Origin of the sequence: Nocardia sp. NPDC051787, assembly GCF_040681325.1 — a bacterium.
Classification (GTDB): domain Bacteria; phylum Actinomycetota; class Actinomycetes; order Mycobacteriales; family Mycobacteriaceae; genus Nocardia.
In genome coordinates, this window is sequence record NZ_JBFAYO010000024.1 from 28483 (window position 1) to 41806 (window position 13324).

Sequence of the window (13324 nt, forward strand, 5' to 3'; positions counted from 1 at the left end):
CGCTGCCTGACTCAGTCCCACGCCCAGAGCTGCCAGTACGGCAGGGGCGGCACGTTACCGTCGGGATCATCGACCGGCACGACCTCGACCGTGTACTCGGGATTCCACGCCTTCAGCGCGCGAGGTAGATCTTCCAGGGCTCTCGTTGTGTCTGGACCGCAGCTGCCGACGGCCCCGGTGTGTCCGGGGCGTCGTGATGCCCAGCTTGTGTTCAACGATTGCGTTGTGGCACTTCGGCACCCGGGTGTCGATCGGAAGTGCGCAGAGGAGCGCCGACGTGGTGCAGGTGTCTCAGCGCCTCGCGGTAAGAGGAGATCAGCCCGGTTTCGTGGTAGGACACGCCGATTTCGGTGCAGTAGTCGCGGACGATCACCTGGGCGTGACGCAGGTTCGGCGTCGGCATGCTCGGGAACAAATGATGCTCGATCTGATAGTTGAGCCCGCCGAGGGTGAGGTCGGTCAACGCGCCACCCCGCACGTTGCGGGAGGTCAGTACCTGGCGACGGAGGTAGTCGGGGCGTTCGTCGCCGGTCAAGGTTGGCATGCCCTTGTGGTTCGGGGCGAAGATGCAGCCCATGTACAGGCCGAAGAGGCCCTGGTGGACAGCAAGGAACGCGACGGCCTTGTCGGCGGGCAGAACCGCGAACAATGCGGCCAGGTAGGTGGCGAAGTGGCCGAACAGCAGTGCGCCCTCCAATCCGCGGTTTTTGACCGATCGATTTCTGAGCGCACGTACGCCGGCCACATGGAGGTTCAGACCCTCCAGCAACAGGAGGGGGAAGAACAGGAACGCCTGCGCCCTCCCGATGAGACGAGGCAGACCGCGGCTGGACCGTGCCTGCCGTTGTGACCAGAGCAGAATGTCGGGCGCGACATCGGGGTCGAGTTCCTCGTGGTTCGGGTTTGCGTGATGCCGGGTGTGCTTGTCCTGCCACCAGCCGTAGCCAAGGCCGATGCCGGCGTTGCCGACGAGTCGTCCCACGAGCTCCGTCGGCTGCCGCAGACGGAAGACTTGGCGGTGCGCGACATCATGCATGACGAGGGCGATTTGAGCGAACGTCACCGCCATGAACCCCGCGACCAGCAGCGTCCACCACGAATCGCCGATGAGGACGAACGCCGCCCAGCCGGCTGCGAACGCGACCCCGACGAGGCTGAGCCGGACGGCGTAATAGACGGGACGCCGGTTCATCAGCCCCGCGTCGGAGATCCGGCGCAACAGACGGGCGTAATCACCGTCGGCGCCGCGCTGCGGTGACCGTGGAGATGACTCGGGGACCAAGGCAGGTGTCGTCATAGATCTTCCTGAGAGCTGAGTCGGAGACGCCACCTCCGTCCGTCGACGATGCCGGCCGGTCGACGTGGGAGCGGGCGCCGGTTTCGATACCCCGAAGCTATCGGCCGGATTCTCGTTACTCGTAACCCTTTGGTATGACATGGAATCGGACTGCGGTGTGATATTTGGATGCCTACCGGGGACCGAGGCGGCTGACCAGTTATCGGCCAACACATCCGGGTCGCCGGACCGGACGTCCGCTCATGCCGCTGGGCGCGCGTTCGGCCTGGCGATAGCCTCCGGACCGGAAGACCTCGACTTGTCCGAGCCTATGGCGCGTCTTGCTGCGCCCTGCCGTCACGACCTGTGCGGGTGAGAGTGGTATTCAGGTCTGTCTCACCTGCACGACTCACGTCTCCGCGCTGCGTCGCTGCCCAGTCGCGGATCGCGGCGACGAACTCCTCGGGCGCGTCGGACTCCACGTAGGTGCCGGCGCCCTCGACGATCACGGTCTGGTGGTCGGGGAAGGTCGCTTCCAGACGCTCACGCTCCTGGCGACGGAAGGCGATGTCGGCGTCACCCCACACGATCAGTGTCGGCAGGTGAGCGAGATCGGCAAGGCCTGCCTCGACCTCGGCGAAGAAGGCCCGGCTGGCGAGGACCCGGCCGGGGAGTACGGCGGAGGCCTGGCGCCGCTCGGGCGTTTCCAGCGCCCGGCGGTAGTGGGTCATCTCGGCTGCGGTCGGTTTGCGCCTTCGGTGGCCGGTGGGGATGAACGCGTTGACGAGGAGGTTGAGCCGTCGGACCAGGAAGCGGCTCGGGAGTCCGCCGATGATGCGAGAGAAGGCCTCGAAGTGGAGGACGCCGTTGACCGGCCAGGCCCAGGTGTTGGCGAGCACCAGCCGATCGAAGACGCCCGGCCGCCGCTGCGCGGTGGCCAGTCCGATCAGGCCGCCCCAGTCTTGCCCGACCAGAGTGACCCCATCGAGGTCGAGCGCGTCGACGAACCCGGTGACCACGTCTGCGTGCTCTTCGGGCAGGTAGCGGTAGCCGGGTTTCGGCGTCGACAACCCGAAGCCCGGGTAGTCCAGGGCGATGCACCGGAAGTCGTCGCGCAGCGCGCGGATCACGTCGCGCCAGAGGAACGACCAGGTCGGGTTGCCGTGTAGGAACAGCAGTGCGGGACCGGTCCCCTCGTCGACGTAATGCACGGTGTGCCCGTCGATATCGATGAAGCGGCTCTCGAACGGGAACAGGTCGTCGTCGACCCAGGTGGGCCGCACGCTCTCAGTGGTATCGGCCATGGCGGCTCTCTCTCGGCTCGGTCCTGCGGTATGCTTGAGTCTTTCACGCACACTTGAGAGGATCAAGCAGAGGGAAATGATGCGTAGCTACGGCCAGTACTGCGGGCTCGCCCGGTCGCTCGAAGTCGTCGGCGATCGGTGGAACCTGCTCATCGTCCGCCAGCTCCTCATCGCCCCCGCCCGCTACCGGGACCTCATCGACGGCCTCCCCGGCATCGCGACCAACCTGCTCGCCGACCGGCTCCGTGACCTCGAGGCCTCGGGCGTGGTCGAGCGGCGACTGGCCGGTTCGGGCAGCGTAGTCGAGTACGCCCTCACGCCATGGGGTGCCGAGCTGCGCCGGCCGATCGAGAGCCTGATCCGCTGGTCCACCCCGTTGATGGTCCGCGGCCCCGACGGCGATTCCTTCCGGCCAGAGTGGCTCACCCTCGCTGTCCCCGCCCTGCTCGACACCCGGGTCGAGGTCCGCCCCTCGGCGACGGTCGGCCTCGAGATCGGTGGCCCGCCCTTCCAGCTCCGCGCGACGCGCTCCGGCTTCGAGGTCGGCCCGCATGACGGCCGCGACCTCGACGCCACCGTCCGTGCCGACCCCGCCTACATCCTCGGCCTCGCCGCCGGCGCCTTCGCCCTCAGTGACGCCCGCGCCCTCGGACTGGTCGAGATCGAGGGCGACGAGTCCGTCGTCCGCACCGTCTTCGCCGCCTGACCGGGCCGCTCCGTCAGGCGCCGGCGGCAAGCAGCCGTGGAGATACCGCTGGACCTTGGCACCGAGAGCGGCGGTGATCGCGGGCTGTTGTTCGACATCGCGGCCTGAGCGCATCGGCACTCCCTCTGCCCGGCCGGAGTCGAACTATCGAAGCGGCGTCCGCGGGCACTGGTTCCAGGAGCAGATCTCGATCCCGACACTCGCAGAGACGTATCACTCGGGTCCAGGAAAGCCAAATACCTATTCCGCCAACACTTTTCGCGTGGGAGTGGTGGAATGCTCTTGATCGACGGTGTTGTGGATGAGCGATGTACCCAGCGAGGAGCGTGCGCGTGCCCAGTGAAATCGATTCTGCTGTCTTCCCGCATCTGGAGGCCGACTTGGACCGTGTCCGTGACGTTCTCGGACCCGTCCGGTTCCAGGGCAGGCCGGAGCTGACGGCGCTCACCGACGAGGGCCCGGACACATCTCGTCGTCTGGTGCGTCCGACGTTGACGCTGCTGTCGTACTACCTGCTCACCGATCCCGCCGCCCCAGCCGGCGACCGCGCGGTGCACGCCGCCGCCGCCGTCGAGCTGCTGCACCTGGGCTCGCTCTACCACGACGACGTCATCGACCACGCCTACGAGCGTCGGGGCCGTCCCAGCGCCAACGCGGTGTGGGGTTCGCATATGGCTGTGCTGGGTGGGGACTTGGTGACGATGGAGGGCGCGCACCTGCTGGCCGAGCTCGGCCAGCGCGAAGTTCTCGCTGGAACCAGCGCAGCCAAGCAGATGTGCACGGGCGTGGTGATCGAGGCCGCTGACCTGTATGAGGCCTCCCGCGGCGAGCAGGCTTACCTGGACTCGATCGACGGCAAGACCGCCGCGCTGATCTCGCTGGCCTGTCGGCTGGGCGCGATGCAGGCCGGTGCACCCGACGATCAGCAAGAGGCGCTGGCCCTGTTCGGCCGGCACTTCGGGCTGGCCTATCAGTTGTATGACGACATCCTTGACTTGACCTCGACGGCCGAAGCGATGGGCAAGCCCGTCAACGCCGATTTGTCCGAAGGGATCTATACGTTGCCCGTGATCCGCGCAGCTGCCCGCGACGGAGACCTTGCCCGTCTGCTGCGCAAAGCGATGACGGCCGAGGAAGCCGCACACGCCCGGGACCTTGTCGTCGGCTCCGGCGCCGTGGACGAAGCACAAGCGATGGCCGATGAATTCCTTGACCAGGCCGCCGATCAGCTCGCCGCCCTGCCCGTCGACCCGCGCTTCCGCCACGCGATGACCGTCTATGCCCGGTCCATACTCGACCGGCGAACTGTTCGCCCAACCGTCTCCGAGCCCTCGACGCCACCACAGACCGACGGCCATAGCTCCTCGCCGCAGGCCATGCAATGGGTGAAGAGTTGGTTGGTGGACACCGGCCTTGCCGCCTCCGCGGCCGAGTTGGACCACCGCCGGTGGGCAGGGGCGTTCCAGCTACTGGCAGCCGCGGCCCGAGCCTTGCCCCCCGCGGACACCACCCAGAAACAAGCCTTCATCAGTGTGGGCATGCTGAGCCTTGTGTGGGACGACCTCTTCGAGGACCCGCAGCTGAGAGACCCGCAAGCCATCACCGCGCTGAGGCATGGCCTGGTGGCCACACTGCGCCAGGACCCGGACAAACCGTGGAGAAACGGCGCGATCCCGACAGCGTGGGCGTCGCTGTGGCCACAGCTGCGCGAGGGGCGCAGCGCCCGCTGGCAGCAGTCGTTCCTCGACAGCATCGAGGAATGGTTCGCAGCCGCAGAACGCGAAGCGAACCATCGCATCAACGGCTACATCCCCTGCACGGCCGACTATCTGCCGTTGCGGAGAGCGACCAGCGGGTTCGACGTCTTCCTCGCCGCCCTGGAGGCGTACCAGGATCTCGAACTGCCGCCGAAACTGCGCAGCCACCCCGTGCTCCGCCGTCTCCAGGAACTCGCCTTCTTCGTGGCCTTCGTGGAGAACGACCTGGTGGGATTCGATCAAGACGAGGCCGACCAGGTCCCCTACAACCTGGTCCGCGCGGTCCGTCATGAGAACGGATGCAGCCGCGGCGAAGCCATCGAGCAGGTGCAGCGCCAGCTCGCGGAACACCGCGCCCAGCTCGACGCGGTGACCCGCTACATCCCCGCGCTGCTGCGCGTCCTTCCCGGCCTGTCCGGCCAGAGAAAGAAGTACGCGGCGATCTTCGAAAGCCTGACGAACATGGCGCTGTCGGTGCCGCAGAGCGATCGGCACACGCAAACCACCGCTTCGGATGCGCCGGAGCCGGACTTGGAACGACTTCGCCGTGAGATCTACTACCCGGCCACTGTTCCGGCTGACACCGCGCCGTAGTCCTGCGTTGCCGGCGGTATCGATGACCCGTCATGCGATCGACGTCAGCGGATGGGTGGTGGTCGAGGTCTGGTTCACGGGTGAGACTGATAACAGGTGGAATGCACTACCTTCCGCGTGCCGGCGGTCGCCTGCGGCGGTGACCCCACCCACCCCCGCCACACCATGGCGGCGGGGGCCGTGGCATCAGTTCATCCGGCGGTGGGGTCGAACTCGGCGGTGACGCGGTCCACGAGTTTCTTGGCTTCGGGGCTGTCGTGGTCGGTGGGCAGCTCCACGGGCTGTCCGTTGATCGGGACGGTTACCGGCCGACGGTTCGCCAGTACCTTTCCGGCACCGTCGCCGAGCGGTACACCGGCCGCCGCCCGGATGCGGCCCATCACGGCGTCGGTGCCGACCGGCGGAAGGGCTACGACGCCCTGCGGCCACTGCACGCCTTTGATTTCGAAGAACCCATGGTAGCCGCCTATGTGCTGGTACCCGACCTGGTTCCAGTACAAATCATCTGGCGTCGAGCCTTGCGTTTGATTGATCTCATTGTTGAACGCGCCTTGGAACACTCCGCTGGTGGGGTCGAAGTGTGCATATTGACCTGACACGGACGCCTGCATCTTCAGCAACTCGAACACAATCCCCATGCCACCGGGAGCAGGCTGGTTGTTCTTGGAGTAGAGAGCTTTGGCGCCATCAATGTCGGGCGGGTTCCACATGTGCGGGACGATGTCGAGGTCGTTGGCGTAGCGCTGCACTCGTTGCAGGCGTTGGGTGGTGTAGTTGACGAATTCCTGATTGCAGAAACTCGGTCCGGCGGTCGAGAGCACGCTGATCCTGGCCTTCTCGGATTGGTCCCATAGCCACTGGGTGTCGCGCAGGTACAGGGCGAGCGTGGGTGACAGGGCCCCACCGAGGCTGTGGCCGGTGACGGTCAGGTCGATAGCCTTGTCGTGGAGCGTGCTCAGGAACACGGGCAAGGTGCGCCCGGCGCCGGGACGGTCGCCGGAGGGGGTGATATTCGTGAGGGTTTTCACCCCGATGGCCGTGCCGATCGTGTGCCAGGCGGCGACATTCGCGAACCACGGCGTCTGGAGAATGAAGGAGTCTTCGACGAGCCAGTCGAACACCAGTGCGTCGCTGCTGCCGGCCATGGCGATCACGTACCGGGAGCGATCCTCCATGCTTCGCACCATGTACATGGCGTTCACCGCGTACAAGTCGGTGTCGAACAGCGCGACCCCTGGACCCCAGACGATCTCCCACCCCCCGATGACCTCCTGGTTGGTGTCGAGATACTGCTGGATCTTCTGATAGAGCGTGCGCTCCAGGTCGCTGTCTTCTTTGCTGATGCTGTTGACCAGATTCGCGTACTCGCACAGCTGGTATGTGATCTTGTCTTGCAGAGTCGGCTCGTTGATCGTCGTGGATCGTGCAGTCATGTTCCGCTCCTTGCCGTATGAGTTTCATCCGAAACAGAGAGGAGAAAGCGGTGACGCGCATTCACACGCTGGCTCCGCCGCGGGACAGATCATCCCGGACCGGTAGCCGTGGACGAGTCTAATCCGAAATGGGGTGAGTTGACTGCGGTAGTGGGGAACCGGCGAGCCACCGAGAAAGGCGGCAGGCTCAACCCGCCCGAGAAATGGGTCTGGTCACCGAACCCACCCATGAGCCGCTGGTCACCCGCGAGATGTGGGAGGCGGTTCAGCAGAACCGCACCGCCCGGCAGGGGTCGCGAGGGCTATTCGAGGAATTCGGATCTCGAGGCTGCCGCGACCTGGATTCGACCAATCACTGAGTTCTGCACCCCCCCGATTCGAGGACAACACATTTCGGGTCATGCGTGGTGAGGGCTTGCCGATTAGGTTCGGCCGTCTACCCGATACACGAGGAGTTCGAATGTTCGCAGTACGTGGATTTGCCGCCGCCCTGATCGGTGCCGCAACCCTGACCGGTGCTGGGGCGGCCGCCGCGGCGCCGTTGCCGCTCGAACCGCAGGCGCCCGCACCGGCCGTGTCAGTCGCAGGGAGCTGTGGTGGTATCACCGACCCGTTCGTGGCGCTGGTCTGCGCGATCAGCAGCCTGTCAGGCGGAGGCGGCACGGCCGTTCGATGAGCAGCCGTGAAGCCGGCTCAGCCGAATAAGCCGCGCACGAAAGGCGCCGAGTTCGGCAGTGAGGCGTTCACCTCGAAATCCGCTACAACAAGGTCCAGCAACGAGCGACCTACCGCATCACTCTCTCGGGCTCGACCCTGGCCGCCGCGCAACGCACCGCCGGAACCGCCATCACAAGCAAACGCCAGCGGCACCACACACGCAGCGCCGCTGGCGTTCCCATGTTCGATGTGCCCTCGGCAGGATTAGCAAAACATGGGCAAATATAAAACGCCTGGTCATCGTGGGTGCGTACCCAATCTGATCGGCAGCACGAACGCTGGGATCGAGTGTTGTGCAGGCCTGTTCGCCCATTTGGTCGGAAGACAGTCCCGCCATTCGCTGTAGTAGGTCGGAAACCGATGGATGAGACGGCCGAGCAGCAACGGTGCAGCATGTACGGCCAACGCTGCACGGTCGGTGTGCAGATCTCCGCGCGGCACCCACTCGCCCGCAACCCGACCGCGCCTGTGACCTGTGGCCAGGTATGGGCCGGCGGATGTCGAGGCTCATAGCCCTCGGTTCGCCAGCCGCTCCCGCAGATCCAGCAGATAGGGGTTGTGACGCAGTTCCGGATGGTGCCTGTAGAGAATGGCATACGCGTCTTCGATCATTCGTTCCACCACGTCGGCCAACGTGGTAGCGGAGACGAGTGGTTGTCCGTCATGGACATTCGAACAGATGCAGATCAGCGCGCCCTCTCGGTCGAGCCGGTACATGAGTGCTTCGACGCTCATCATCAGCTCCAGCCGGTCCTGCGTCTTCAGCGCGTCCGGCGCGCTCGCCCACACCAGTGCGAAATCGAGAACGGGCAGGTAGGTTCGTGAGAAGTCGACCCCGCCGATTTCGAGGGTGACTTCCACCCAGAACTTGCTGCAGACGAATTTGTTCTCGCCGAGATCGTTCCAGTCGCGCGATTCCCCGTGCTCGTCGAAGAGCAGCGACGGAGTCCAGTCCGGAGACTAGGAGTCGTCGTCCGCATGCGGCGCATATCGGTCCCGCGGGATTTAGCCTTCGCTGGTATCGCAGCAGCGCTCGGCCCATTCCCGCGCCACGAACACCGGCCGAGTCAGCACCTTGTCACCCGCCCACTGCGGGCGAATCACGGCGATCACGTCATCGGCCACTTCGCCGGAGGTGCCACGAACTGTGAGAAGAGGTCGACATCCTCTGATGGCCCTGTGCGCATCCCGTGGAGCACGACTGCGTATCCGCCGCCGAGGACGAAGCCGCGGCGGCCGACGGTTCAGAATGCGATTCGATGTCGCGTCCGGCTGAATACTGAATCAATCCACTGTAGGCAGCCGCTCGAGCGTCGCAAGGACCTCCGACGAAGCGACGAGGTCGATCTCGGTCGGATGCCCGCCGCGCCAGCGGTAGTAATCATCGATTTCATCGGTCAGAAACACCGCGTCTAGCCGCTGCGTCTCGTTGTACGAGGCGCCCATGCCGATCTGTAGGCCCGGATCCAGCTCAATGGCGAGATACCCTCCGCCCGGCAGCGGGTAGTGCATGCCGAACTCGGTCCCGTTGTCCTGCGGCTTGCCCCGCACCCAACCGCGATTGGTCAGCCCCAGCAAGTGCCCCGGCTCGACGTACAATCCCTCGAACCTTGTGAGCCTTCCGGTGGACAGCTCCTCCTCGGTGAACGCCAGAATCGGCCGGCTCACCTGCTCGAAGGGCTGCAGTATCTCGTAGTCGGCAAGAATCTGACCCCAAGCATCGCATTCCTTCGGTGCCATGTGGATCGGATGCGCGAGGCTGAACACCGCGCTCTCGGGCAGTTCGATCGTGTCATCGTTCGCATCGCTCGTGGTCCCGTCCTCGGCGAACCTGAACCCTATCCGGCCATCAGCGGTCTCTGCATGCCAGATCATGCGCTTGGCCAGATGCCGCATGAGCGGGTGGCGCACGAAGAACCGCTCGAACTCCTCGCGGTTCCAGCTGCGAGCGTTGACCATCGCGGCTTCGAGCCGCCGGATCTGATCTCGGGCAACCGCCCGAAGTTCCTTCTTCAATTCGCCGAACCGCTTGTACGCAGCCTCGGAGGCCTCCGGATCGTCCTTCGCACCCGGCTTCGGAAGGCTCTTGCGGCGCTTCCCGTCCTCGTCCGTGACGTACGGCTCGAGCTGTTCGTCGAACAACACCCTGAACCGCCGCGGCCCATATTCCAGCACGAGCGCACCGTCTTCCCCGAGCCTGAAATCAGGCACGAGCCGATCCGCGAGCTGCTCCCGAGTGAGCCCGAGCCGAGCGGCGATGACCTCGATCTGCTTTCCGGCCTCCGCCTTGATTGCCTTGAATTTCGCACGGAGGGCGACGTTCTGCATTGCGAGGAGCGCTGATTCGCTGCCGATCCTGCCGAGCACTTGCAGCGCGGCAACCGCATGGTGATGGCGGTTCAGACCCGGCCATTCGTGGATGAGCAGTGCGAGTCGACACACGGTCTCATCGTCACCGAACCAGCAGAGCTGGTCCAGTGCCCAACGGTCCTTCGCCGGAGCGCCGGCCGAATCCCAGTGCTCGAACAATTTCCAGGAGAACGCTCGAAGCGATTCGACATCGCAGGTCTCAGCGAGCACCTCTACTCCGCGGTCGGCAGTGTCGAGTTCGGCGATCGACAGTACTGAGATCAGATGCAGCACCGAAGTCCTGGGAAGTGCTGCGGTTCGGTCCTTGATCGCGACCTGCGGAAGCAGCCGAGGATTCACCCAGGCGCCGATGCCAGGCTTCTTCGCCGGTCGAGTCTCGACCGGGCCTTGCTCGAGGACTACGCGGATCGCGGCGGCGACCGGCTCGCCGTAGTGCCCCGCCGCGTCGATGACTGTTTGCGATCCTTGCCGCTCCGCGATATGGATCAGGGCGGTCACAGCTGCGGTGCGTCGCTTCTTCTCGCCTCCAACGGCATCGGGCACAAGGAGGATCGCACCGGTCGCCCCATGGCGGTCAAGCCAGGCGGCGCCTTCCGCTCGCTCCACCTTCAGGTCCGCGAACCAGTGGGCTGCCGTCCGGGCTGCGGCGAGCGACACGATGGGCCCCAGGCAATCGCCCTCTCGTCGAGTGTCCGCGATGTACTTGACGATTCGGTCCGTGACCGCACCCCCGTAACGAAGCAGGATCGCATGGATGAACGACCGGACCTCCCCCCGGCGATTGGCCTTCAGCTCACCCTTCCACCGCTCCAGGAGCGGATCGGCGAACTCGGAAGGCCCATAGGCGAGCATCTGGCAGACGTAGTCGGGGTTGTAACGCCGCGAGACATGCTCCGCGATGAGATCCCACCTCGGGGTGTGCCCCCTCGGCTCGAATTCGGCGGCACACTCGGCGAATCGCTGCTTCTCCCCCTCGGCCCATTCCAGCCTCGGATCGTCTTCGACGCCGAGACCCCGGATCACGGTCGGACTCGACTTCGGAGTATCTGCGAGCCACGGCGGCGCGACGAGCAGCGCTGGCAGCGATTCCGCAGCGGTCTCCGGCAGCGCGTCCGGCTCTTCTACGAGCCCTTTGATTCTCGACTTCTCGGATTCTCCGAGCTGCGCGAATGCAAGGTCGAACCACTCCTGCGGCACCTCACTGAGCACGGCCGCCAAGTGCTCGCGCCCGGCAGGGTCTGTGATCAGATCCCGGGCCGCCGCTGCCTGCATCATCCGCACCGGGAATCGCCGGGCGGCGGCACAGGCCGCCGCTAGCACGAACCGATCGCCGATACGGTCGAGCAGGAACGACACCGCCGCATTACTGGGGAGCATCGCGATCGCGGCCAGGACCGCCTGTCGGCCTTTGGTGTCGGGCCCCCGACCGTTGTCAAGCGTCGCCACCAAGGCGGGCAGGCAGTCGACGCCGAGTCGAGCCATCAGCGCGCCGAGCTTCGCAGCCCCGATTTCTCGCGGGTGGAGCGCGATCCCATCGAGCGCCTCGAGCTGGTCGCTGGTTCGAATGAGCGGCCAGAGCCCACCGTCTGTCGCGCCTTGGTATCCGATGTATCCCGCACATGCGTCGGCGATCCACTGATCCTCGGCCGGGAACAGTAACGAAGCGCGTTCCAGGAGCGCTTGACCGTGCAGGCGCGAAGCGACAGCTGCTCTGACTTCGCTGTAGAACGCGGGTTCGCACGCCTCGATGGCGCCTCGAAGCCGCTCGGTGACGCGGTACTCCCAGTCGCCCACCACCCCGCCTCGCGCAGCACGTTTCAGCAGCCCGGTGCTTTCGCGCCAGCGCGGCGATTTCCGGAACGGCCAGTGCTCCTCGTACGCGAGTCCGGCTTCCTCAACCACTGCGGCCGCTGCGAACGGAAGGCCGTGCTCGAGCTCCCAGGCATCGATGGTGCTGCTCTCCAGCGTTTCCCGACGGCTTCGGTCGTGGAGGATCATCGAAATGGCAGCAGCGCCGAGCGGATCGGGCTCGCCGTCGAGATATGCCTGCATGGCCTTCGCGAATTCCGCGTTCTCGGGGATTTCAATGGCCAGGTCGATTCTCGAGCGGTGCTGCTGCAATTCGGCGCGCCACAGTTCAGTCGCGCTGGCCGAGGGGAGAGCGCGTCTGCTCCTCAGCCGACCGGCCTTCCAGGAAGCCGGGAGCTGGAGGAGGGATTCGTCGGGCAAGGGGTTCGGTGCTACTTTCACACCGGCGACAGTAGATGCGGGGTGTGACACCGGGTCTGAATCTACTTGCGGGACGGACGGTTCAGATATCGCTGGTCCTCGGCGCCCTGCTCAGGACCCTTGTGTACAGCACGGCTGTCATGCTGGACCGCTGGGACGCACCGCATATCGCGACAGTGCCCGTCGCCGCGCCGCTGGCGGAGGTTTTTCCGCAGCCGACCGGGATCAGGGACTCCGGGGAGGGCCGCGCTCTGATACACGAGTATCAACAGATCGGACCCCGACTTCCGCGTCTTTCTCGGTGGCCGGTGTTGTGGTGTCGGGTAGTTTCTGGACCAGGCCTTCCAAGTCTCTCGGCTCCCGAGACAACCCCCTTCTCGTAGTGGCACGCTTCGGAGGGCAGGCCGCAGAACGCCTGACGGAGAAGGTCTGCAGCGTTGCCGGTTTAGCAGCTCGATTTGCATTCTGCCCCAGACCGTGACCGTGCGAAAGCCCGGTCGACCAGGTCACCGGCGGTCGGGGTCTGATGCCGTGGCCGGGCCCGTACGACCCGGGCAGGGCCCTGATCCCGGCGCGGACCATCAACAGTTCGACCTGGTTGTAGCCGATCCCGATGCCCAGGCCGAGGGTGAGCTCGGCATGCACCCGCGGAAGCACCGTAAGTCCCACGGGCAATCTGGTTGATCGGCGTGTCATGGCAGTTTGGTCGGTGTGTCGTGCGCACCTAGGGCGCGAACCTGCGACGCGTGACCTGGGGTTTCTTGTGAGGTCCGGTTACCTGAGCTCTGTCAGCATCGCCCTGACCTGTGCAAATGAGGCGTAGGTTTGTGCCCTCGGCAGGATTCGAACCTGCGACACCCGCTTTAGGAGAGCGGTGCTCTATCCCCTGAGCTACGAAGGCTGGTTGTGGTGGGCGGTGTGCCTACCCGGGACGTCCG

Annotated in this window: 8 protein-coding genes, 1 tRNA gene and 1 pseudogene; 4 read left to right on the plus strand and 6 right to left on the minus strand. The window is 65.4% G+C overall.

Features of this window, described 5'->3' with window-relative positions:
- Positions 1–211: 211 nt before the first annotated feature.
- Positions 212–1297 (minus strand): acyl-CoA desaturase, encoded by a 1086-nt coding sequence (locus AB0M45_RS23930; RefSeq protein WP_364333195.1) that lies wholly within the window; start codon positions 1295–1297, stop codon positions 212–214.
- Between the two features lie 308 nt (positions 1298–1605).
- A complete protein-coding gene (locus AB0M45_RS23935; RefSeq protein ID WP_364333198.1) occupies positions 1606–2580 on the minus strand; it encodes an alpha/beta fold hydrolase in 975 nt (324 codons plus the stop codon).
- 79 nt (positions 2581–2659) lie between these two features.
- Here AB0M45_RS23935 and AB0M45_RS23940 point away from each other — a divergent pair, with 79 nt between their 5' ends.
- Positions 2660–3286: a helix-turn-helix domain-containing protein gene (locus AB0M45_RS23940; protein WP_364333285.1), complete on the plus strand. Its 627-nt coding sequence runs from the start codon at positions 2660–2662 to the stop codon at positions 3284–3286.
- A gap of 332 nt (positions 3287–3618) precedes the next feature.
- A complete protein-coding gene (locus tag AB0M45_RS23945; protein ID WP_364333201.1) occupies positions 3619–5637 on the plus strand; it encodes a polyprenyl synthetase family protein in 2019 nt (672 codons plus the stop codon).
- A gap of 191 nt (positions 5638–5828) precedes the next feature.
- On the opposite strand, the gene AB0M45_RS23950 is transcribed toward AB0M45_RS23945, so the two are convergent.
- A complete protein-coding gene (locus AB0M45_RS23950; protein WP_364333204.1) occupies positions 5829–7070 on the minus strand; it encodes a hypothetical protein in 1242 nt (413 codons plus the stop codon).
- Between the two features lie 188 nt (positions 7071–7258).
- Here AB0M45_RS23950 and AB0M45_RS23955 point away from each other — a divergent pair.
- Positions 7259–7429, plus strand: a pseudogene (locus AB0M45_RS23955) (recombinase family protein); the annotation flags it as partial.
- Between the two features lie 865 nt (positions 7430–8294).
- Here AB0M45_RS23955 and AB0M45_RS23960 read toward each other — a convergent pair.
- Positions 8295–8648 (minus strand): hypothetical protein, encoded by a 354-nt coding sequence (locus AB0M45_RS23960; RefSeq protein ID WP_364333207.1) that lies wholly within the window; start codon positions 8646–8648, stop codon positions 8295–8297.
- A 423-nt stretch (positions 8649–9071) separates the two neighbouring features.
- Complete coding sequence (locus tag AB0M45_RS23965) at positions 9072–11009, minus strand: DUF4132 domain-containing protein (RefSeq protein ID WP_364333210.1); 1938 nt, start codon at positions 11007–11009, stop codon at positions 9072–9074.
- A gap of 828 nt (positions 11010–11837) precedes the next feature.
- Here AB0M45_RS23965 and AB0M45_RS23970 point away from each other — a divergent pair.
- On the plus strand, positions 11838–12434 hold the full coding sequence (locus tag AB0M45_RS23970) for a hypothetical protein (protein WP_364333213.1): 597 nt from the start codon (positions 11838–11840) through the stop codon (positions 12432–12434).
- Positions 12435–13214: 780 nt separating this feature from the next.
- On the opposite strand, the gene AB0M45_RS23975 is transcribed toward AB0M45_RS23970, so the two are convergent.
- Positions 13215–13287 (minus strand) — tRNA-Arg (locus AB0M45_RS23975).
- Positions 13288–13324: the final 37 nt, after the last annotated feature.

Coding starts and splice junctions, on each gene's coding strand:
- AB0M45_RS23930 (WP_364333195.1), bottom strand. CDS start 1,297: ATGACGACACCTGCCTTGGTCCCCGAGTCATCTCCACGGTCACCGCAG.
- AB0M45_RS23935 (WP_364333198.1), bottom strand. CDS start 2,580: ATGGCCGATACCACTGAGAGCGTGCGGCCCACCTGGGTCGACGACGAC.
- AB0M45_RS23940 (WP_364333285.1), top strand. CDS start 2,660: ATGCGTAGCTACGGCCAGTACTGCGGGCTCGCCCGGTCGCTCGAAGTC.
- AB0M45_RS23950 (WP_364333204.1), bottom strand. CDS start 7,070: ATGACTGCACGATCCACGACGATCAACGAGCCGACTCTGCAAGACAAG.
- AB0M45_RS23965 (WP_364333210.1), bottom strand. CDS start 11,009: ATGCTCGCCTATGGGCCTTCCGAGTTCGCCGATCCGCTCCTGGAGCGG.